This window comes from Pseudomonas sp. TE9122 (assembly GCF_056278925.1).
Map to the genome: position 1 here is coordinate 721,054 of NZ_JBWBQI010000001.1, position 21,853 is coordinate 742,906.

Annotated in this window: 18 protein-coding genes; 10 read left to right on the top strand and 8 right to left on the bottom strand. The window is 60.1% G+C overall.

From position 1 onward, the window contains the following. Positions 1–157: 157 nt before the first annotated feature. Complete coding sequence (locus ACZ9BE_RS03070) at positions 158–2,749, bottom strand: glycosyltransferase (protein ID WP_110645889.1); 2,592 nt, start codon at positions 2,747–2,749, stop codon at positions 158–160. 214 nt (positions 2,750–2,963) lie between these two features. Between ACZ9BE_RS03070 and tcdA the strand changes: the two genes are divergently transcribed. Then, positions 2,964–3,782: a tRNA cyclic N6-threonylcarbamoyladenosine(37) synthase TcdA gene (gene tcdA, locus ACZ9BE_RS03075; RefSeq protein ID WP_476248895.1), complete on the top strand. Its 819-nt coding sequence runs from the start codon at positions 2,964–2,966 to the stop codon at positions 3,780–3,782. An 89-nt stretch (positions 3,783–3,871) separates the two neighbouring features. Here the strand turns inward: tcdA and ACZ9BE_RS03080 are convergent, their stop codons facing one another. The 4 genes from ACZ9BE_RS03080 to ACZ9BE_RS03095 form a co-directional block, all read right to left on the bottom strand. Next, entirely contained in the window at positions 3,872–4,276 is a 405-nt protein-coding gene (locus ACZ9BE_RS03080; protein WP_236168065.1) for a SufE family protein, read from the bottom strand. Then, the gene (locus ACZ9BE_RS03085; protein WP_056783198.1) at positions 4,273–5,478 is read right to left on the bottom strand and encodes an aminotransferase class V-fold PLP-dependent enzyme; all 1,206 of its coding nucleotides are present in this window, start codon (positions 5,476–5,478) and stop codon (positions 4,273–4,275) included. Before ACZ9BE_RS03085 ends, ACZ9BE_RS03080 begins: the two co-directional genes overlap by 4 nt. A gap of 131 nt (positions 5,479–5,609) precedes the next feature. Continuing rightward, on the bottom strand, positions 5,610–6,644 hold the full coding sequence (dapD, locus tag ACZ9BE_RS03090) for a 2,3,4,5-tetrahydropyridine-2,6-dicarboxylate N-succinyltransferase (protein WP_041478134.1): 1,035 nt from the start codon (positions 6,642–6,644) through the stop codon (positions 5,610–5,612). Positions 6,645–6,675: 31 nt separating this feature from the next. Beyond that, positions 6,676–7,038: an ArsC family reductase gene (locus ACZ9BE_RS03095; RefSeq protein ID WP_038860603.1), complete on the bottom strand. Its 363-nt coding sequence runs from the start codon at positions 7,036–7,038 to the stop codon at positions 6,676–6,678. Positions 7,039–7,329: 291 nt separating this feature from the next. Between ACZ9BE_RS03095 and ACZ9BE_RS03100 the strand changes: the two genes are divergently transcribed. Next, entirely contained in the window at positions 7,330–8,961 is a 1,632-nt protein-coding gene (locus ACZ9BE_RS03100; protein WP_056783200.1) for a Na+/H+ antiporter, read from the top strand. Between the two features lie 45 nt (positions 8,962–9,006). Here the strand turns inward: ACZ9BE_RS03100 and dapC are convergent, their stop codons facing one another. The 3 genes from dapC to map form a co-directional block, all read right to left on the bottom strand. Then, complete coding sequence (gene dapC, locus ACZ9BE_RS03105) at positions 9,007–10,206, bottom strand: succinyldiaminopimelate transaminase (protein ID WP_056783203.1); 1,200 nt, start codon at positions 10,204–10,206, stop codon at positions 9,007–9,009. Between the two features lie 221 nt (positions 10,207–10,427). Then, on the bottom strand, positions 10,428–13,130 hold the full coding sequence (locus tag ACZ9BE_RS03110) for a [protein-PII] uridylyltransferase (RefSeq protein WP_016771478.1): 2,703 nt from the start codon (positions 13,128–13,130) through the stop codon (positions 10,428–10,430). Between the two features lie 40 nt (positions 13,131–13,170). After that, positions 13,171–13,953 carry a type I methionyl aminopeptidase gene (gene map, locus ACZ9BE_RS03115; RefSeq protein WP_056783207.1) on the bottom strand — a complete coding sequence of 261 codons (783 nt, stop codon included), beginning with the start codon at positions 13,951–13,953 and terminating at the stop codon, positions 13,171–13,173. Between the two features lie 372 nt (positions 13,954–14,325). Here map and rpsB point away from each other — a divergent pair, with 372 nt between their 5' ends. The 8 genes from rpsB (at position 14,326) to rseP (ending at position 21,795) form a co-directional block, all read left to right on the top strand. Beyond that, on the top strand, positions 14,326–15,063 hold the full coding sequence (rpsB, locus tag ACZ9BE_RS03120) for a 30S ribosomal protein S2 (RefSeq protein WP_003222119.1): 738 nt from the start codon (positions 14,326–14,328) through the stop codon (positions 15,061–15,063). Between the two features lie 191 nt (positions 15,064–15,254). After that, positions 15,255–16,118, top strand: coding sequence for a translation elongation factor Ts (tsf, locus tag ACZ9BE_RS03125; RefSeq protein WP_041478130.1), 864 nt, complete (start codon positions 15,255–15,257; stop codon positions 16,116–16,118). 209 nt (positions 16,119–16,327) lie between these two features. Next, the gene (pyrH, locus tag ACZ9BE_RS03130; protein ID WP_003222124.1) at positions 16,328–17,071 is read left to right on the top strand and encodes a UMP kinase; all 744 of its coding nucleotides are present in this window, start codon (positions 16,328–16,330) and stop codon (positions 17,069–17,071) included. Continuing rightward, positions 17,068–17,625 carry a ribosome recycling factor gene (gene frr / locus ACZ9BE_RS03135; RefSeq protein ID WP_007954771.1) on the top strand — a complete coding sequence of 186 codons (558 nt, stop codon included), beginning with the start codon at positions 17,068–17,070 and terminating at the stop codon, positions 17,623–17,625. The genes pyrH and frr overlap by 4 nt, the downstream gene beginning before the upstream one ends. Positions 17,626–17,639: 14 nt before the next feature. Continuing rightward, positions 17,640–18,395 carry a polyprenyl diphosphate synthase gene (gene uppS / locus ACZ9BE_RS03140; protein WP_016771475.1) on the top strand — a complete coding sequence of 252 codons (756 nt, stop codon included), beginning with the start codon at positions 17,640–17,642 and terminating at the stop codon, positions 18,393–18,395. After that, positions 18,395–19,201 carry a phosphatidate cytidylyltransferase gene (locus tag ACZ9BE_RS03145; RefSeq protein ID WP_016771474.1) on the top strand — a complete coding sequence of 269 codons (807 nt, stop codon included), beginning with the start codon at positions 18,395–18,397 and terminating at the stop codon, positions 19,199–19,201. Before uppS ends, ACZ9BE_RS03145 begins: the two co-directional genes overlap by 1 nt. Then, entirely contained in the window at positions 19,198–20,388 is a 1,191-nt protein-coding gene (ispC, locus tag ACZ9BE_RS03150; RefSeq protein ID WP_305382307.1) for a 1-deoxy-D-xylulose-5-phosphate reductoisomerase, read from the top strand. Before ACZ9BE_RS03145 ends, ispC begins: the two co-directional genes overlap by 4 nt. Before the next feature lie 54 nt (positions 20,389–20,442). Beyond that, positions 20,443–21,795: a sigma E protease regulator RseP gene (gene rseP, locus ACZ9BE_RS03155; protein ID WP_095180489.1), complete on the top strand. Its 1,353-nt coding sequence runs from the start codon at positions 20,443–20,445 to the stop codon at positions 21,793–21,795. Positions 21,796–21,853: the final 58 nt, after the last annotated feature.

Genomic DNA, 21,853 nt, shown 5'->3' on the forward strand with positions numbered 1-21,853 from the left:
AAAGGTTGAATGTTACAACGCCTTCGCGAGCAGGCTCGCTCCCACAAGGGACAGGGGTGGTCAGTCAGACCGGTTATCACGCCAAGCCCCGCAAAATGGCGGTTATCTTAAAGCAAAACGGCGACCATTGGCCGCCGTTTAGTGCTGCGTTGCGGATTTAGACGACCGGTGCCGGCTCAGCCTTGGCCGCTGGTTTGGGCAGCGACGACAGGAACGCCATGATCAGCGCCGCCAGGTACGGCAGCGACTGCACCAGTAGCATGGTTACCCAGAAGCGCATGTCATTGCTCGGAATGCCCTGCACGAGGAAAATCCCCAGCGCCGCGCCCCACAGCAACAGCATGATGAACAGCTCCTCGCGAGCCTCGCTGATCGCCACCCAGAAGCCGTGGTTGTCGGCGTTTTTCGGCGTGCGGAAGAACGGAATGCTGCTGGTGAAGAAACCGTACAGCACCGCTTTGGCGATGGTGTGCGACAACGCCAGCCCGGCCAGTGCCGCGCAGAACGCATCTTTCAGATTCACGCCGACGGCGCGACGGTAGAGGAAGATGATCTTGCCGACCTTGAACACGAACAGCGCCAGCGGCGGGATTGCGAAAATCAGCAACGGTGGATCGACCCGTTGCGGCACGATGATCATCGCCGCCGACCACAACAGCGCGCCAACGGTGAAGAAGATGTTCATGCCATCGGCAACCCACGGCAGCCAGCCGGCGAGGAAGTGATAACGCTGACCGCGAGTCAGTTCGGTGTCCTTGCCGCGCAGCAGGCTGCGGGTGTGGCGCTTGATGATCTGGATCGCGCCATAGGCCCAGCGGAAACGCTGTTTCTTGAAGTCGATGAAGGTATCCGGCATCAGGCCCTTGCCGTAGCTGTCGTGGTAATACGCCGCCGATAGGCCTTTCTCGAATACGCGCAGACCGAGCTCGGCGTCTTCACAAATGCACCAGTCAGCCCAGCCCAATTCTTCCAGCACCGAGCGGCGGGTCATGGTCATGGTGCCGTGCTGAATGATCGCGTCACGGTCGTTGCGGGTGACCATGCCGATATGGAAGAAGCCCTTGTATTCGGCGTAGCAGAGCTTCTTGAAGGTGCTTTCGTTCTGGTCGCGATAATCCTGCGGAGACTGCACCACGGCGATTTTCGGGTCGGCGAAGTGCGGCACCATGTGCTTGAGCCAGTTCGGGTGCACGCAGTAATCGGAGTCGATCACGGCAATGACTTCGGCGTCCTTGGCGGTGTGCGGGATCAGGTAATTCAGCGCGCCGCCCTTGAAACCGGCCAGCGGCGAAACGTGGAAGAACTTGAAGCGCGGGCCGAGGGTTGCGCAGTAGTCACGCACCGGTTCCCACACCGCCGGATCCTTGGTGTTGTTGTCGATGATCAGGACTTCGAAATCCGGATAATCGAGCGCGGCCAGGGCATCGAGGGTCTGTTTGACCATCTCTGGCGGCTCGTTGTAGCAGGGCACGTGGATCGACACTTTCGGCCGGTAGTCGGAATCGCCCAGCACCGGCAGGAATTCCCGACGGCGCTTGTGAATCCACACCGCTTCGGCCAGTTCATGGGCCTCGGTGAGCAGGACGATGAATACCCCGAGCGCACCGAGCGCGAGGAGGAATCCGACCGTGAGGCTGAACCACGTGCTGTATTGCTGGCTATAGTCGTAACCGATGTACACCAGCACCGAGCCGCAGAGGAACGCGATAAAGGTCAGGAACGTACGACCGCGTTGGCGCAGGGCTGAGCCGTCGATCATCAGCAGGGTCAGCGACAGCAGCGCCAGCACCACCGAACCGATGGCCAGCACGCGCCATTGTGGAATCGCCACCACCGGGCCTTCGAAATTGAATTTCTGCTGACGCGCGGCGTTGAACACGCCCCAGTAGGCGCCGACCGAACCTTCGTCGCTGGCCTTCCACGGTTGGTCAAACGCTTCGATCACGAAGTAGTTGAAGCCTTGGCGATTGAGCTTGTTGACCAGTGTGCGCAGGTAAATCGCCTGATCTGCCGGCGAGGCATCGGCGCCACCGCGCATGCGACCGTTGCTCGGCCAGCCTACCTCGGACAGCAGCAGCGGTTTTTTCGGAAAGAGTTTTTTCAGATCGCGGGCGCGGTCGAAGACGAACTGGCCGGCCTTGTCCACCGGAATGAATTCCCAGTAGGGCAGGACGTGAGCGGCGATCAAATCCACGTGCTTGGCCAGTTGCGGGTATTTCTCCCAGATGTGCCATTGCTCGGAAGTGGTCACCGGTACTTTGACGGCAGCGCGCACCCGATCCAGCAGAACGATCAAGGCCTCAGGTGTGATTTCTTCACGAAACAGCGCTTCGTTGCCGACCACCACGCGCACGACGCTGCGCGAGGTGTTGGCCAGTTCGATGGCTTTGGTGATTTCCCGTTCGTTGCGTTCCTGGTCCGGGCTGATCCAGATGCCGAGGGTGACACGCAGGCCGAATTCCTCCGCCAGTTTCGGGATGTCTCCCAGCGAACCGTCGACCGAATAGATACGAATGTTGTCGGTCAGCTTGCTCATGATTTCCAGGTCACGGCGCATTTCATCGTCAGACGGATACTGATCCTTCTGTGGGAATTGGCCTTGCTGGAATGGCGAATACGAGAAGCCGGAGATTTGCTGCGGCCAGTTCGGCGCCGTGACCGGGCGATTGACCAGCGCCCAGAAACCGGTGAACAAGGCAGCGATGGCCAGCACCACCACCAGGTTGAGTCCAAATTTACGCGATGACATAGCTGTTTCGGGTTCCAAAGGCTGTGGAACGAAGGATCGGTCGGATAGACGCCCGAGGGGCGCGCATCCTACACCGGCGGTTAACCAGTCGTACAACTGACGGGAAAATGCCTGACATTGGGCAGCCGTCTCTGACTTAAGTTCTTACACTTGTCGCTTGCAGCTTAAAACTTGTCGCTGCGTAGCCCTATAATGCGCGCCGGTTTTTGGGGTAATGGTCATGAGTACAGAAGATCCGCGGTTTGCAGGCATCGCCCGGTTGTATGGCATCGAGGGCCTGGAACGCTTGCGCGCCGCCCATGTGGCGATCGTCGGCGTTGGTGGCGTCGGTTCCTGGGCGGCGGAAGCGATGGCCCGTTGCGGGGTGGGCGAGATCTCGCTGTTCGACCTTGATGACGTCTGCGTCAGTAATGCCAACCGTCAGTTGCACGCCTTGGACAGCACTGTCGGCAAACCCAAGGTCGAGGTGATGGCCGAGCGCCTGCGCGGGATCAACCCCGATTGCACGGTGCACGCCGTGGCCGATTTCGTCACCCGCGACACCATGGCCGAATACATCACGCCGAACATCGACTGCGTGATCGACTGCATCGATGCGGTGAACGCCAAAGCGGCGCTGATCGCCTGGTGCAAACGCCGCAAGATCCAGATCATTACCACCGGCGGCGCGGGCGGGCAGATCGACCCGACGCTGATTCAGGTTTGCGACTTGAACCGCACCTTCAACGATCCGCTGGCCTCGAAAGTCCGTTCGACGTTGCGCCGGGACTACGGCTTCTCCCGCACCGTGACCCGTCACTACAGCGTGCCGTGTGTGTTTTCCACCGAACAGCTGCGCTACCCGAAACCGGATGGCAGCATTTGTCTGCAGAAAAGGTTTGTCGGCGACGGCGTGAAGCTCGACTGCGCTGGCGGGTTTGGCGCGGTGATGATGGTTACTGCGACATTTGGCATGGTCGCGGCGACCAAGACTGTGGACAAGATTGTCGCTGGTGTTCGGCGCCCGGCGGACCGGGTCAAGCCTCAAGCCTGAAGGTATCAATGAGGGCCTCTTCGCGAGCAGGCTCGCTCCCACAGGGAAATGCATTTCCATTGTGGGAGCGAGCCTGCTCGCGAAGGCGATTAGCGCGCCAACTCATTCATCCGCTGGAGCACCGCATTCAGGCCATTACTGCGCGAAGGCGACAACTGCCGCGACAGTCCCAGCTGATTGAACCACTCCGGCAGATCCACCTGCTGCAACTCCACCGCCGACAAGCCATTGACCCGCAACAGCAGCAACGCCACCAACCCGCGAATCATCCGCGCATCGCTGCTCGCCTTGAACTGCCAGTGCCCGTCGCGCAAATCCCCGACCAGCCACACCTGACTCTCACAGCCATGCACTCGGTTGGCCTCGCACTTTTGCGCGTCATCCAGCGCCGGCAAGCGATCGCCAAACTGCATCAGCAGCCGCGCGCGCTGTTCCCAGCCCGCCGCATTCTGAAACGTCTGCAGCGCTTCGGCCGCTTCCACCGGCAGGCTCATCGCAACAACTCCAGCGCCTGATCCAGCGCCTCGAAAAAGCGCTCCAGATCTTCCGAGTCGTTATACAGCGCCAGCGACACGCGAATCGCGCCAGCCAGTTCGAAGCTTTTCATCAGCGGCATGGCGCAGTGATGCCCGGCGCGCACGGCGATGCCTTGTTCGGTGAGCAGATGCGCCAGATCAGCGTTGTGCACGCCTTCGACGACAAAACTGGCCAGCGCCAGTTGCGGCTTGCCCAGCAGGCGAATGCCATTGCGGGCGGCGAGGCCGCGCAACAGATAGTCGTGCAGTGCCGCTTCATGGGCAGATACGGCGTCCTGATCCAAACCGGCCAAGTAGTCGAGGGTCGCTCCGAGGCCGATGACACTGGCGATTGGCGGTGTGCCAGCCTCGAACCCCAACGGCGCCGGGCGGAAGCGCGAATCCTGATAGTTGGCGTCCAGCACCATCTCGCCGCCGAACTGCCATGGCTGCAATTGCTCCAGCGCAGCGTTGCGTCCGAACAGCACGCCCAGTCCCTCAGGGCCGTAGAGTTTGTGGCTGGAAAACACATAGAAGTCGCAACCCAGCGCCTGCACATCATGCCGGCCGTGCACCACGCCTTGCGCGCCATCGACTACCGTCAGCGCGTTCTGCGCCTTGGCCATGCCGAGCAAAGCGGTCAGCGGTTGCCAGGCACCAAGGACGTTGGACAGCTGACTGACTGCCAGCAAGCGCGTGCGCGGGCCGATCAGATGCACGGCAGCGGCGAGGTCGATCAGGCCGTCGGCATCCAGCGGCAGGATCACCAGTTTCAGGTTGCGGCGTTGCGCCAGTTGCTGCCACGGCAACAGGTTGGCGTGATGCTCCAGAGCGCTGATGACAATCTCATCGCCCGGCTCGAACAAATGTTCAAGACCGTAAGCCAGCAGATTCAAGGCACTGGTGGCGCCGTGCGTGAAAATTATCTGCCCGCTGTCACCGGCATTCAGCCACTGGCCAACCTTGCGCCGGCTGTCTTCGAACGCTTGTGTCGCGTGAGCACCCGGAAGGTGTTGCGCACGATGCACATTGGCCGCGCCGTTGGCGTAGTAATGCGTCAGTGCGTCGAGCAGGGCCTGGGGTTTTTGCGTGGTGGCGGCGTTGTCCAGATAGGTCTGGTCTTGCCGTTGCAGCGCGGCGATGGCCGGGAAATCGGCGCGCCACGGGGAGGGGATCATCATGGGTTCAGCCCTGTGAAATTGGGCGGGGTGTACGCCAAACCTTGTGGGAGCGAGCCTGCTCGCGACAGCGTCCTTGAGGACGCCAGAAGCTTCGCGAGCAGGCTCGCTCCCACAGGAGGTCGATGTGCTGCTTAGTTGTGAGCGTGCAGCGCTTCGTTCAGTTCGATCGCCGATTTGTGGGTCTTGCATTCCACAGCACCGGTTTCCGAATTACGACGGAACAGCAGATCAGTCTGACCAGCCAGCTCGCGCGCCTTCACAACCTTGACCAGATTGTTGTTTTCGTCGAGCAGCGCAACCTTGGTGCCAGCGGTCACGTACAGGCCCGACTCCACAGTGTTGCGGTCGCCCAACGGAATACCGATACCGGCGTTGGCGCCGATCAGGCAGCCTTCACCGACCTTGATCACGATGTTGCCGCCGCCCGACAGGGTACCCATGGTCGAGCAACCGCCGCCCAGGTCCGAACCCTTGCCGACGAATACGCCAGCGGAAACGCGGCCTTCGATCATGCCCGGGCCTTCGGTGCCGGCGTTGAAGTTGATGAAACCTTCGTGCATGACGGTGGTGCCTTCGCCGACGTAGGCGCCCAGACGCAGACGTGCGGCATCAGCGATACGCACGCCGGCCGGTACCACGTAGTCGGTCATCTTCGGGAACTTGTCCACGGAGAACACTTCCAGCAGTTCGCCGCGCAGACGCGCTTCGAGTTGCATTTCCGCCAGTTCGCTCAGGTCGATCGCGCCCTGGCTGGTCCACGCCACGTTCGGCAGCAGCGGGAAGATACCGGCGAGGCTGACGCCGTGCGGCTTGACCAGACGGTGCGAGAGCAGATGCAGCTTGAGGTAGGCCTCAGGCGTGGAGGTCAGTTGCGCGTCTTCGGCCAGCAGCGTGGCAACCAACGGCTTGTGGCTTTCAGCCAGGCGAGTCAGCAGCTTGCCTTGCACAGCGTCGATGCCTTTTACGGCTTCAGCCAGTTGCGCGGCCTGGGCGGTGGTGAAGGTGATGGCCTGGTTGCCTTCGGTGTAACCGAGGATCGGCGCGACCGCTGCGACCAGTTCGGCCGAAGGATTGAGCAGTGGTTGTGCGTAGAACACTTCCAGCCATGCGCCTTGACGGTTCTGGGTGCCGACACCAAAGGCGATGCTGAACAGGGAATTGGACATGTGAATACCTCTACAAAGAGTGACGGGCTGCTTACTTCAGAGCGGCCGCGTAGATATCTGGCTTGAAGCCAATCAGGGTTCGGTCACCGAGATCGAGCACCGGGCGCTTGATCATCGAGGGTTGTGCGAGCATCAGTTCGATGGCTTTCGCTTGGTCGAGATCAGCTTTGCGTTCGTCGTCGAGTTTGCGAAAGGTCGTGCCGGCGCGGTTCAGCACGGTTTGCCAGCCGTGCTCGTCGCACCATTGGGTCAGGTGCTCACGGTCAATGCCGGCGGTCTTGTAATCGTGAAAGTCATAGCTGACAGCGTGTTCATCGAGCCAGGTGCGCGCCTTTTTCATGGTGTCGCAGGCTTTGATGCCGAAAAGGTGCAACGTTTTACTTGAAACGGCCAAGGAATCGCCCCCTTTACAGGTGCTGGAAAAAAATGGTGACGGATTATGCCATGACCGGACGGTTTCGTCGGCCACGGTTGTCGTAACGCTGTAAAACCTGTGGGAGCGAGCCTGCTCGCGAAGAGGCCACATCAATCAATATCTCTGTGTGCTGAACGACCGCTTTCGCGAGCAGGCTCGCTCCCACAAGGGTGTCGCTTGCGGTCGTGCGACATAGGTGCAACGGTCAGCCACAGCCTAAGGCGCTAATATGGCAGTTCAACGCTGTCGATCGCCTGAGATTTTCGTTTTATGCAAACTGCTTACACCGTCCTGATCCTGCTGATGCTGGTCAGCGTCTCGCGCCTGGTCGGGCGGGTTATCCCGCTGCCATTGCCGCTGGTGCAAATCGCCGCCGGTGCCTTGCTCGCCTGGCCGACCCTGGGGCTGCACGTCGCCCTCGACCCGGAATTGTTCCTGTTTCTGTTCCTGCCGCCGTTGTTGTTTTCCGATGGCTGGCGCATGCCCAAACGCGCCTTTTGGCAATTGCGTGGACCGATCCTGACCCTGGCCGTCGGCCTTGTTCTGTTCACCGTGGTCGGTGCCGGTTATTTCATTCATTGGCTGTTGCCAACTATTCCGCTGCCAGTGGCCTTCGCCCTTGCCGCGGTTTTGTCACCGACGGACGCCGTGGCGGTTTCAGCGATTTCGCAGAACCGTCTCCCCACGCCGCTGATGCACATCCTCCAGGGCGAGGCGCTGATGAATGACGCCTCAGGCCTGGTGACCTTCAAATTCGCCCTCGCTGCAGCGATCACGGGCGTGTTTTCGCTGACCAATGCCAGTCTGACCTTCGTCGCGGTGGCGCTCGGTGGCCTGGCTGTGGGTGTAGCGTTGAGCTGGCTGGTCGGGCGCCTGCGCGCGTGGATGATCGCCCGGGGCTGGGACGATCCGGCCACTCACGTGGTGTTCATGTTGCTGCTGCCGTTCGCCGCTTACGTACTGGCTGAACGTCTGGGCGCTTCGGGCATTCTTTCGGCGGTGGCGGCGGGGATGATGCAAAGCTGGCTCGACCTGCTGCCGCGCCAGACCAGCACGCGGCTGCTCAACCGCAGCGTTTGGGCGCTGCTCGAATTTGCGTTCAATGGCTTGATCTTCCTGCTGCTTGGCCTGCAATTGCCAGACATCATCAAGGCCGTGGTCAGCCATGAGCCGACGCTGTGGCCGACGTTGTTCTATCGCTGCCTCGATGTGCTGGCGATTTTCGTCGCGCTGGTGCTGCTGCGCTTCATCTGGGTGCAGAGCATCTGGCGCTTGTCGGTGTTGCTGCGCCGACTGCGCGGCAAGGGCGAGCTGACGCAAGTGCCGACGGCGCGTTCATGCTGGTTGCTGACGGTGGGCGGTGTGCGCGGGGCGGTGACGCTGGCAGGCGTGATGTCGGTGCCGATGCTGATCGGCGCCGAGGCTTTTCCTGAACGCGACTTACTGATCTTCATTGCAGCCGGGGTGATTCTGCTGTCGCTGGTCTCGGCCTGTATCGCGCTGCCCTTGCTGCTGCGCGGCATCGACAAAAGTCCCGACGACAAGCGTCGTCAGGAAGTGCGCGACGCCTGGCGCAAGACGGCCGAAGCGGCGATTCACTCGCTGGAAAGCGAAGAAGTGGTCCCACAGGATGCCGCTCAAGCAGCGCTGGCAGCGGAGCTCAAGGCGCGGATCATGTCCGAATATCGCCATCAACTTGATGTGTTCAACGATTCCGCCGAAGCCCAGGCGCTGGCGTTTCAGATGGATCTGCTTGAGCGTCGCCTGCGTTTGAAAGCGCTGCGCGCGCAGCGTCTTGAGCTTTACAGTCTGAGCCGTCAGCACCAGATCGGTGATGACGTGTTGCGAGAAGTGCTCGGCGAACTGGATTTGAGCGAGGCCAATCTGGGCCAGGTCAAATAGCCGGTTGAGCGCTTGCAGCAGGGGACTGCCGCAAGCGCTCCGTGATCACTTCTGGCGGGTGATGAAGTCACGAATCCGTTCGGCGGCTTCGACGCATTCTGCCAGTGGCGCAACCAGTGCCATACGCACACGGCCGGCGCCAGGATTGACGCCATCGACATCGCGAGACAGATACGAGCCCGGCACCACGGTCACGTGTTCCTGTTCGAACAGATCGCGGCAGAACGCCGCATCATCGCCCTGCACATTCGGCCACAGATAGAAGCTGCCGTCCGGGCGCTGTACGTCCAGCACCGGGCTGAGGATGTTCAGCACCGCATCGAACTTCTCGCGATACAGCGCACGGTTGGCGCGCACATGCACTTCGTCATTCCACGCGGCAACGCTGGCCAGTTGAGTCTGCACCGGCATCGCGCAGCCGTGGTAAGTGCGATAGAGCAGGAAGCCTTTGAGGATGTCGGCATCGCCGGCAACGAAGCCTGAACGCAGGCCCGGCAGGTTGGAGCGCTTGGACAGGCTATGAAAGACCACGCAGCGCTTGAAGTCATTGCGGCCGAGTTCGACGCAAGCACTCAGCAGGCCCGGCGGCGGGGTTTGCTCGTCGAAGTACAGTTCGCTGTAGCACTCGTCGGCGGCAATCACGAAGTCGTACTGATCGGCGAGGGCGATCAACTTCTTCAAGGTATCGACCGGAATCAGCGCGCCGGTCGGATTGCCCGGCGAGCACAGGAACAGGATCTGGCAGCGCTGCCAGATGTCTGGCGAAACGGCGTCGAAGTCCGGGTTGAAGCCGTTTTCATCCAGGCATGGCAGGTAATGCGGCTTGGCCCCGGCGAGGAACGCCGCGCCTTCGTAGATCTGATAGAACGGGTTGGGGCTGACCACCAGCGCATCGTCACCACGATTGACCACGGTCTGGGTAAAGGCGAACAGCGCTTCACGGGTGCCGTTGACCGGCAGCACGTTGCGCGCCGGATCGATCCAGCCGTTCGGCACACCAAAACGACGCTCGCACCAGCCAGCGATGGCTTCGCGCAGGGCCGGGATACCGAGGGTGGTCGGGTACACCGCCATCTGATCCAGATTGTTCGCCAGCGCTTCGGCGACAAAGCTCGGCGAACGGTGTTTCGGCTCGCCGATCGACAGGGCGATCGGGCGTTTGTCCGGGTTCGGGGTCACGGTGCCAAGCAGGGCGCGGAGCTTTTCGAACGGGTACGGCTGGAGCTGGTTCAGAGCGTTGTTCATTGGGGCCTCTTTTAAATGCTCAAGAGCTTTCTGTGGCGAGGGGCTTTATCCCCGTTGGGCTGCGCAGCGGCCCCAAAACCATCACTGCGGTTCAACTGAATGTCCGCATACACAGGTTTTACGACTGCTTCGCAGCCGAACGGGGATAAATCCCCTCGCCACAGGGGATTGTATGTACCGGAGGAAAGCATGGGCTGCATTCACAGGGATAAATGGGTGATTCAGATACTGATCCGCGAAAGTTTGATATCCGGTTCCTGATTGACGCTCAGTTGTTCGACGATCGCATCTTGCAGACGGCTGCACAGCAGCGGATCGGACAGCGGCTGGTTATGCGCGTCGGTGATGAAGAACACGTCTTCCACGCGCTCGCCCAGGGTCGCAATCTTGGCGTTCTGCAGCGACAGGTCGAACTCGAGGAAGATCCCCCCGACCCGCGCCAGCAGGCCCGGCCGGTCAGGCGCCGTCAGTTCCAGCACGGTCACCGGACGCTGGGCGTCGTTGTGAATGGTCACTTGCGGCGCAAAGGCGAAGTGTTTGAGCTGACGCGGCACCCGGCGCTGGATGATTGTCGGGTAGTCGTCCGGGTTGCGCAGGGCTTCGGTGAGGCCTTCACGGATCTGCTTGATCCGCGCCGGGTTGTCGCCGATCGATTCGCCTTCGTTGTCGAGCACGATGTAGGTGTCGAGGGTGAACTGGCTGCTCGAGGTGATGACCCGGGCATCGTGAATGTTCAGGTTGAGCTGGTCCATCGCCGCCACGGTCACGGCGAAGAAGTCGTGCTGGTCCGGTGCATAAATGAAGATCTGCGTGCCGCCCTCGAACTCGCGCTGGGTGGTTTCCTTGATCAGCACCAGCGGCCCGCCATCCACCGGTTGCTGCAGGATCGCATCGCTGTGCCAGGCTACATCGCCGGCGGTGTGACGCAGGAAATAGTCATCGCCCAATTGCGCCCACAGTTGCTCGACGTCATCCGGGTCGGTGCCGCCGCGCACCAGAATGTCCAGTGCCGCGCTTTGCGTCTGGCGGATCTGCTCTTCGCGATCCACCGGATTTTCCAGACCCCGGCGCAGGGCTCGTTTGGTCTCGGTGTAGAGCTGGCGCAACAGGCTGGCGCGCCATGAATTCCACAGCGTCGGATTGGTCGCGTTGATGTCGGCCACGGTCAGCACGTAGAGGTAGTCGAGGCGCGTTTCGTCGCCGACCGCCTGGGCGAAATCGTGGATCACCTGCGGGTCGGACAGATCCTTGCGCTGCGCAGTGGTGGACATCACCAGGTGGTTCTGCACCAGCCAGACGATCAGGCGGCTGTCCCACACCGGCAACTGATGGCGCTGGCAGAACGCCTCGGCATCGACCGCGCCAATCTCCGAGTGATCGCCATGCCGGCCCTTGCCGATGTCGTGGTACAGGCCGGCCATGTAGATCAGCTCAGGTTTGGGCAGCTTGGCCATGAGCTTGGCGGCCAGCGGAAATTTCTCCGAGACCTGGGTGTACTGCAGTTTGCGCAGGTGTTTGATCAGGTTCAGCGTGTGCGCATCGACCGTATAAATGTGGAACAGGTCGTGCTGCATCTGCCCGACGATAAAACCGAACTCCGGCAGATAGCGCCCGAGAATGCCGTAACGGTTCATCCGCCGCAGATTGCGGTGGATACCGATCTTGCACTTGAACAGCTCGATGAACAGGCTGGTGTTGCGGATATCGTTACGGAAGTTGTCGTCGATCAGATGACGATGTTCGCGCAGCAGACGAATGGTGTCGGCGCGCACGCCTTTGATTTCCGGCTGCTGGGCCATCAGCACGAAAATTTCCAGCATGGCGAACGGCGTGCGGCGGAACACATTGTCATTGCGCGCCTCGATGTAACCGTCATGCAACTGGAAGCGCGAGTTGATCGGTTGCGGCGGCGCTTCGTCTTCCGGGGCGAGGATGACTTCCTCGAAGTGCTGGATGATCAGATCGCTCAGTTGGGCGATGCTCATCACGGTGCGGAAGTACTGCTGCATGAAGTTTTCGACCGCCTGTTTGGCGTCGTCTCCTTCAAAGCCAAGCAGGCCGGCAATGGTGCGTTGATGATCGAACAGCAAGCGGTCTTCGGAGCGACCGGCGAGCATGTGCAAGGCATAGCGCACTTTCCACAGAAATTCCTGGGAGGAGGCGAGCAGGGCATTTTCGCTTTCGACCAGAAAACCTTCGCCGGCGAGGGCGCGCAGGTTCAGGGTGCCGTACTGTCTGCGGGCGACCCAGAGGATTGTCTGAATATCGCGCAGGCCGCCGGGCGAGCCTTTGACGTTCGGTTCGAGGTTGTATTCGGTGTCGTTGTATTTGTGATGACGAGCCTTCTGCTCGGCTCGCTTGGCCAGGAAGAACTCCTTGGCCGGCCACATGTGCGCGGTGCTGGTGACGTCGAGCATGCGCTGGCGCAGACGCTCGGGGCCGCAGATGGTGCGGCTTTCCATCAGGTTGGTGACCACGGTCAGGTCGGCGCGGGCCTCTTCGGCACACTCATCGACCGAGCGCACGCTCTGGCCGACTTCCAGACCGATGTCCCACAACAGCGTCAGAAAACGCTCGATGGAGTCGCGGAAAACTTCGTGGTCAGCGCTGTCGAGCAGGATCAGCAGATCAATGTCGGAATAGGGATGCAGCTCGCCGCGCCCGTAGCCGCCCACTGCCACCAGAGCGATATCGGCGTCTTCGCTCCAGTTGAACTGCTCCCAGGCCTTTTGCAGGATGTTGTCGACAAACCAGGCGCGGTCTTCGATCAGGCGGCGGATGTCGCGGCCATTGCGAAAACGCGTGTCAAGGACCTCGCGAGCCTGGCGGATCGCCTTCTTGAACGCCGCGATAGGACTCGCTTTAAGGGCCAGTTCAGCCTGGAACTGGCCGCGGTCGAAGAGTTCGGGATCCACCTGCGGCATCGATTGGCTTTCCTTCTATAGGCTGGGAGCGTTCTGGGTGTCAGGCCGAGATGCGCGCGATGGTGTCATCGCTGCGCAAGGTGAAAATCTCGTAGCCGGTGTCGGTGACCAGCAGGGTGTGTTCCCACTGTGCCGAAAGCTTGCGGTCCTTGGTGATCGCGGTCCAGCCGTCGCCCAGTACCTTGGTGTCGGCCTTGCCCTGGTTGATCATCGGCTCGATGGTGAAGGTCATGCCGGCCTTCAGTTCCATGCCAGTGCCGGCGCGACCGTAGTGCAGGATCTGCGGCTCTTCGTGGAAGACCTTGCCGATGCCGTGGCCGCAGAACTCGCGCACCACCGAGAAACCGTTCTTTTCCGCGTGCTTCTGGATCACTTCACCGATGTCGCCGAGGCGGCAGCCGGGCTTGACGATCTCGATGGCCTTGTACATGCATTCCTGGGTGACCTGCGACAGGCGCTCGGCCCAGACCGGCACTTCGCCGACGTGGAACATGCGGCTGGTATCGCCGTGGTAGCCGTCTTTGATCACCGTGACGTCGATGTTCAGGGTGTCGCCGTTTTTCAGCGGTTTGTCGTTCGGGATGCCGTGGCAGACCACATGGTTGATCGAAGTGCAGATCGACTTCGGGTAGCCCTTGTAGTTGAGCGGGGCGGGGATGGCCTGCTGCACATTGACGATGTAGTCGTGGCAAATCTGGTTGAGCTGATCAGTGGTCACGCCCGGTTTGACATGTTCGGCAATCATTTCCAGCACATCGGCGGCCAGTTTTCCGGCGACACGCATGCCAGCGATGTCCTCGGGGGTTTTGAGGTTGACGGTCATACAGGCTCTCTCTGCGCTCGGCGGCGCTTACGGATACGAATTGGGTGGCAGGTGTATTTTTGCGACCCTGAAAAACGCGATTCTAACAGACGAGAGGCGCAAATCCGCGCCTGCATGTCTGGCTTGTGTCTATACAATGGTGCCCATCGAGCCGATTCCAAGGGGGCTGCGCCCATGTCACTGGTGCGAATACAGATTCCGGGTTCCGTTTCTGCGCACCCTGTGGTATAAAATGCGCCGCTTTCCGGGGATGCCCCGAAAAGCTTAAATCCACACACGTGTCGACACGATGACCTGGGTGCCTTGGGCTTTATGCCTCTGGTTGGTCATTGGGATACGTGGAGGCCAAACCCGACTTATCAAGGAACTATCATGTCCCAAGTCAACATGCGCGATATGCTGAAGGCCGGTGTGCACTTCGGTCACCAAACCCGTTACTGGAATCCGAAAATGGGCAAGTACATTTTCGGCGCGCGTAACAAGATTCACATCATCAACCTTGAAAAAACCCTGCCAATGTTCAACGAAGCTCTGACTTTCGTAGAGCGTCTGGCCCAGGGCAAAAACAAGATTCTGTTCGTCGGCACCAAGCGTTCCGCTGGCAAGATCGTTGCTGAAGAAGCAGCACGTTGCGGTTCGCCGTACGTCGATCACCGCTGGTTGGGCGGCATGCTGACCAACTTCAAGACCATTCGTGCTTCCATCAAGCGTCTGCGTGACCTTGAAGTTCAAGCCGAAGACGGTACTTTCGCCAAGCTGACCAAGAAAGAAGCGCTGATGCGCTCCCGTGATCTTGAGAAGCTGGATCGTTCGCTGGGCGGCATCAAGGACATGGGCGGTCTGCCAGACGCACTGTTCGTGATCGACGTTGACCACGAGCGCATCGCGATCACCGAAGCCAACAAGCTGGGCATCCCGGTCATCGGCGTTGTCGATACCAACAGCAGCCCGGAAGGCGTTGACTACATCATCCCAGGCAACGATGACGCCATCCGCGCTATCCAGCTGTACATGGGTTCGATGGCTGACGCAGTTATCCGCGGTCGCAACAACGTTGCTGGCGGTACTGTTGAATTCGCAGCTGAAGAAACTCAGGCTGCAGCTGAGTAATCGACGCCCCTGGCGTTGACTCAGTAAGCAAAAAGGGGGCTTGGCCCCCTTTTTGCCACCTCGAAAACCATTTGTCGGCGCCCACGTCTGTATTTGTCATGTGCGGCAGCCAACATGGGTGGTTCGGGAAGAATTGAACGCCCGTTCGATCGGGTGGAATGGTTGAAAACCTATCCAAGAGGAATTTGAAAATGGCAGCAATTACTGCAGCGTTGGTCAAAGAACTGCGCGAGCGTACCGGCGAAGGCATGATGGATTGCAAGAAAGCCCTGGAAAAGGCTGACGGCGACATCGAAAAAGCCATTGATGACATGCGTGCTTCGGGCGCCATCAAGGCTGCGAAAAAAGCTGGCAACGTTGCCGCTGAAGGCGCAATCGCCATCAAATCGAATGACAAGGCAGCCGTGCTGCTGGAAGTCAACTCGCAGACCGACTTCCTGGCCCTGCAAGACGATTTCAAGAACTTCGTTGCTGCCAGCGTAGAAAAAGCTTTCGACGAAAAACTGACCGACGCAGCTCCGCTGATCGCCGCTCAGGAAGCGGCTCGTGAAGCGCTGGTTGCCAAAGTCGGCGAGAACGTCAACATCCGTCGTCTGGTACGCGTAGAAGGTGACGTTGTCGGCACCTACCTGCACGGTAACAAGATCGGTGTTGCTGTTGTCCTGAAAGGCGGTGACGTCGAGCTGGCCAAAGACATCGCTATGCACGTTGCTGCAAGCAACCCTGAGTTCCTGCTGCCTTCGCAAGTCTCCGACGAAGCGATCGAGCGTGAGAAAGCTGTGTTCCTGCAGCTGAACGAAGAAAAGATCAAAGGCAAGCCAGAAAACATTGTTGAGAACATGGTCAAAGGCCGTATCAGCAAGTTCCTGGCAGAAGCGAGCCTGGTCGAGCAGGCGTTCGTCAAGAACCCTGAAGTCAAGGTTGGCGAGCTGGCCAAGAAAGCCGGCGCTGAAATCGTTTCCTTCACTTACTTCAAAGTAGGCGAAGGCATCGAGAAGCCGGTCGACAACTTCGCTGAAGAAGTTGCTGCCCAGCTGGCTGCCGCCAAGCAATAAGACGGTTTTTCAACTGTCGCCCGAAAGAGGCTGCCCGCTAACGCGCGCAGCCTCTTTTCAGATGGGGTACCAATTTTTTATTTGGTTTCCACCCGGAACTGACTTACAAAGCCATGTTCCGATGGCGCTGCAGCAGCGCCAAGCTAGAGTGAACGCCAGCTGTAAACAGCTCGCAAAGAATTTTAAATACGCCGCAGGAGAGATTCGCAATGGCTCAGCAGGGCAGTGGTTATCAGGCTCGCTATAAACGCATTCTACTCAAGCTTAGCGGCGAGGCCCTGATGGGCTCGGAAGAGTTCGGGATCGATCCTAAGGTACTGGATCGCATGGCGCTGGAAGTCGGCCAACTGGTCGGCATCGGCGTCCAGGTCGGTCTGGTGATCGGCGGTGGCAACCTGTTCCGTGGCGAGGCCCTGAGCAAGGCCGGGATGGATCGGGTCACGGGCGACCACATGGGCATGCTGGCCACTGTGATGAACGCCCTGGCCATGCGCGATGCGCTGGAACGTGCCAATATCTCGGCCATCGTCATGTCGGCCATTTCCATGGTCGGTGTGACCGATCACTACGATCGCCGCAAAGCCATGCGTCACCTGAACTCCAAAGACGTCGTGATCTTCGCGGCCGGTACCGGCAATCCGTTCTTCACCACGGATTCGGCAGCCTGCCTGCGTGCAATCGAAATCGACGCCGACGTTGTGCTCAAGGCCACCAAGGTTGATGGCGTGTACACCGCAGACCCGTTCAAAGACCCGCATGCCGAGAAGTTCGATCATCTGACTTATGATGAAGTACTGGATCGCAAGCTGGGCGTAATGGATCTGACTGCCATCTGCCTGTGCCGCGATCACAAGATGCCGCTGCGCGTATTCAACATGAACAAGCCCGGCGCCCTGCTGAACATCGTGCACGGCGGCGCTGAAGGGACTTTGATCGAGGAAGGCCAACAATGATCAACGAAATCAAGAAAGACGCCCAAGCGCGTATGCAGAAATCCCTGGAATCTCTGAACCACGCGTTCGGCCAGATTCGTACCGGCAAGGCTCACCCGAGCATCCTCGGCAGCGTCATGGTGCCTTACTACGGCACTGACACTCCGCTGAGCGGCGTTGCCAACGTCACCGTGAAAGATTCGCGCACCCTGCAGGTCGTGGCCTTCGAGCGCAACATGCTCGCTGCCGTCGACAAGGCAATCCAGAGCGCCGGTCTGAACCTCAACCCGACCAATCTGGGCGAGTTGCTGTTGATCCCGATGCCTGCCCTTACCGAAGAAACGCGCAAAGGCTTCACCAAGCAGGCCCGCAGTGCAGCCGAAGACGCGCGCGTAGCCGTGCGCAACATCCGTCGCGATGCCTTGGGCGAGTTGAAAAAACTGGTCAAGGACAAGGAAATCAGCGAAGACGAAGAGCGTCGTGCCATCGCCGATATCGACAAGCTGACCAAAGAATCCGAGGCCCAGATCACCAAGGCCACGGACGAGAAAGAAAAAGACCTGATGGCCGTATAAGGGTCGAGCTTTAAATGGACAAGACCAAGCAGACTGCGCCGTCCGCGGTGCCGCGCCATGTCGCGATCATCATGGATGGCAATAATCGCTGGGCGAAAAAACGCTTTATGCCGGGTGTCGCCGGGCATAAAGCGGGCGTGGATGCTGTGCGGGCGGTGATCGAGGTGTGCGCTGAGGCCAAGGTCGAAGTCCTGACCCTGTTCGCCTTCTCCAGTGAAAACTGGCAGCGCCCGGCCGATGAAGTCAGTGCCTTGATGGATCTGTTCTTCAAGGCGCTGCGTCGTGAGGCCAAGCGTCTCAACGACAACAACATCAGCCTGCGCATCATTGGCGATCGTTCGCGCTTCCACCCTGAGCTTCAGGCGGCGATGCGCGAGGCCGAGGCCATGACGGTCGGTGCCAACCGCTTTGTCCTGCAGATCGCCGCCAACTATGGCGGTCAGTGGGATATCGCTCAGGCCGCGCAGCGTCTGGCGCGTGAAGTCCAGGCCGGGCACTTGCGCCCGGAGGACATTACCCCGGATCTGCTGCAGACTTGTCTGGCCACCGGCGATCTGCCGTTGCCTGACCTGTGCATCCGCACCGGTGGCGAGCATCGCATCAGCAACTTCCTGCTGTGGCAGCTGGCCTACGCCGAGCTGTACTTCTCCGACCTGTTCTGGCCGGACTTCAAACACGACGCCATGCGCACCGCGCTGGCCGATTTCGCTTCACGCCAGCGTCGCTTCGGTAAAACGAGCGAACAGGTCGAAGCTGGAGCCCGGGTTTAATGCTTAAACAACGAATCATCACTGCACTGATCCTGCTGCCGATCGCCTTGTGCGGGTTTTTCCTGCTCAAAGGTGCCGGCTTCGCGCTGTTCATCGGTCTGGTAGTCAGTCTCGGTGCGTGGGAATGGGCGCGTCTGGCCGGCTTCACCGCACAATCGTTCCGCGTCGGCTTTGCCGCCGTGGTCGCCTTGATGCTGTTTGTCATGTACGTGCTGCCCGGGCTTGCGCCTTGGGTGCTCGGTGCATCGGTAATCTGGTGGGCGATTGCGACTTATCTGGTGCTGACGTATCCACGCTCCAGCGCGCACTGGTCCACAGCGGCGACCAAACTGCTGATTGGTCTGCTGATCCTGCTGCCTGCGTGGCAGGGTCTGGTGCAGATCAAGCAGTACCCGCTGGGTAACTGGTTGATCATGGCGGTGATGGTGTTGGTCTGGGGTGCGGACATCGGTGCTTACTTTTCCGGGCGCAAGTTCGGCAAGCGCAAGCTCGCGCCGCAGGTCAGCCCGGGCAAGAGCTGGGAAGGCGTGTACGGTGGTCTGGCGCTGAGTCTGGTGATTACCGCGATTGTCGGGCTGGTGCGCGACTGGACCGTGGCCGAGCTGCTCAAAGGCCTGATCGGCGCTGCAGTGATCGTCTTTATTTCCGTGGTCGGTGACCTTACCGAAAGCATGTTCAAGCGCCAATCCGGCATCAAGGACAGCAGTAATCTGCTGCCCGGGCATGGTGGCGTGCTGGATCGCATCGACAGCCTGACCGCGGCCATTCCGGTGTTCGCCGTATTGCTCTGGATGGCCGCACCGTGAGTCGTCCCCAGCAGATTACGGTGTTGGGTGCGACCGGTTCGATCGGTCTGAGCACCCTTGATGTGATTGCGCGTCATCCTGAGCGTTATCAGGTTTTCGCATTGAGTGGTTTCACGCGCCTCAGTGAGTTGTTCGCGTTGTGCGTGCGTCATGTGCCGCAGTTTGCCGTGGTGCCTGAAGTGGCCGCAGCGCGCGGTTTGCAGGATGACTTGCGTGCAGCCGGTTTGCCGACTCGCGTCCTGGTAGGCGAGGAGGGCCTGTGTCAGGTTGCCTCCGCGCCCGAAGTCGATGCAGTAATGGCGGCCATCGTCGGTGCGGCCGGGCTGCGTCCGACACTGGCGGCGGTCGAGGCGGGCAAGAAGATTCTGCTGGCCAATAAAGAAGCGCTGGTGATGTCCGGCGCTCTGTTCATGCAGGCTGTGCGTAAAAGCGGCTCGGTACTGCTGCCGATCGACAGTGAACACAACGCGATTTTTCAGTGCATGCCAGCGGATTTCGCCCGCGGCTTGGGCTCGGTGGGTGTGCGACGGATTTTGCTGACAGCCTCTGGCGGGCCTTTCCGGCAGACACCGATGTCCGAGCTGGCGAATGTTTCGCCTGAGCAGGCGTGTGCACATCCGAACTGGTCCATGGGGCGCAAGATCTCCGTGGATTCTGCGAGCATGATGAACAAGGGCCTGGAACTGATCGAAGCCTGCTGGTTGTTCGATGCCAGGCCGGCTCAGGTCGAAGTGGTGATTCATCCGCAGAGCGTGATCCATTCTCTGGTGGATTACGTCGATGGCTCGGTGCTGGCGCAATTGGGCAACCCCGACATGCGCACACCGATCGCTAACGCATTGGCCTGGCCGGAGCGTATCGATTCCGGCGTAGCGCCACTTGATCTGTTCGCCATTGCACGACTGGATTTCGAAGCGCCCGATGAAAGCCGTTTCCCCTGCCTGCGTTTGGCCCGTCAGGCGGCCGAAGCTGGCGACAGCGCGCCGGCGATGCTTAACGCGGCCAATGAAGTGGCGGTTGCAGCGTTTCTCGACGGACGGGTTCGCTACCTGGAAATCGCGAGTATCATCGAGGAAGTCTTGAATCTGGAGCCGGTGGTGGCGCTGAACGATCTGGATGCCGTATTTACGGCGGACGCGAAAGCGCGATTGCTGGCCGAGCAATGGTTGAGTCGGCACGGCCGATAGTTTTTGCAACACAACGGCGACACGCGACACTGAACAGGATTGCGGAGAAAGTAGATGAGCGCGCTCTATATGATTGCCGGCACCCTGATCGCCTTGGGTGTGCTGGTCACCTTCCACGAATTCGGCCACTTCTGGGTCGCGCGTCGCTGTGGCGTCAAGGTTCTGCGTTTTTCCGTGGGCTTCGGCATGCCGCTGCTGCGCTGGCATGACAAGCAAGGCACTGAGTTCGTGGTCGCCGCGATTCCGCTGGGCGGCTACGTCAAGATGCTCGACGAGCGCGAAGGCGAAGTGCCGGTTGATCAACTTGATCAGTCGTTCAATCGCAAATCGGTACGTCAGCGTATCGCTATTGTTGCTGCCGGCCCGATTGCCAACTTCCTGCTGGCGCTGGTGTTTTTCTGGGTGCTGGCGATGCTCGGCAGCGAGCAGGTGCGTCCGGTCATCGGCGCGGTCGAGTCTGGCAGCATTGCCGCCAAGGCGGGTCTGAACGCGGGTCAGGAGATCGTCTCGATCGATGGCGAGCCAACGTCCGGTTGGGCTGCGGTCAATTTGCAACTGGTGCGTCGTCTCGGTGAAAGCGGTGCGATTCAATTGCTGGTGCGCGAGCAGGGTTCGACGGCAGAATCACCGCGCACGCTGGCACTGGATAACTGGCTAAAAGGTGCCGACGAGCCGGATCCGATCCGCTCGCTGGGCATTCGTCCTTGGCGTCCGGCCTTGCCGCCGGTGCTTGCCGAGCTGGACCCGAAAGGTCCGGCCCAGGCCGCCGGGCTGAAAACCGGCGATCGCTTGCTGGCGCTTGATGGCCAGCCGCTCGATGACTGGCAGCAAGTGGTCGATACCGTTCGTACGCGTCCTGATACCAAAATCATGCTGCGCATCGAGCGCGACAATGCTCAAATCGACGTCCCTGTGACCCTGGCGGCGCGCGGTGAAAGCAAATCGCCAAGCGGTTATCTGGGCGCTGGCGTCAAAGCCATCGACTGGCCACCGGAAATGATCCGCGAAGTCAGCTATGGCCCGCTGGCCGCGATTGGCGAGGGTGCCCGTCGCACTTGGACCATGAGCATTCTGACGCTGGATTCACTGAAGAAAATGCTGTTCGGCGAGCTCTCGGTAAAAAACTTGAGTGGACCGATAACCATTGCTAAAGTGGCGGGCGCTTCTGCCCAGTCGGGCGTCGCTGATTTCCTGAATTTCCTTGCTTATCTGAGTATTAGCCTGGGCGTTCTGAATTTGCTGCCCATTCCTGTACTGGATGGGGGGCATTTGTTGTTTTATCTGATCGAGTGGGTGCGTGGTCGCCCCTTGTCGGATCGGGTGCAAGGTTGGGGGATACAGATCGGTATCAGTTTGGTGGTCGGGGTGATGTTGCTTGCTCTGGTCAACGATCTGGGTCGACTGTAACGCTTCGCTGAATTGCGAATCTGCCGCATTTTGCGGCAGTTTGTTTATTGCCAGTTGG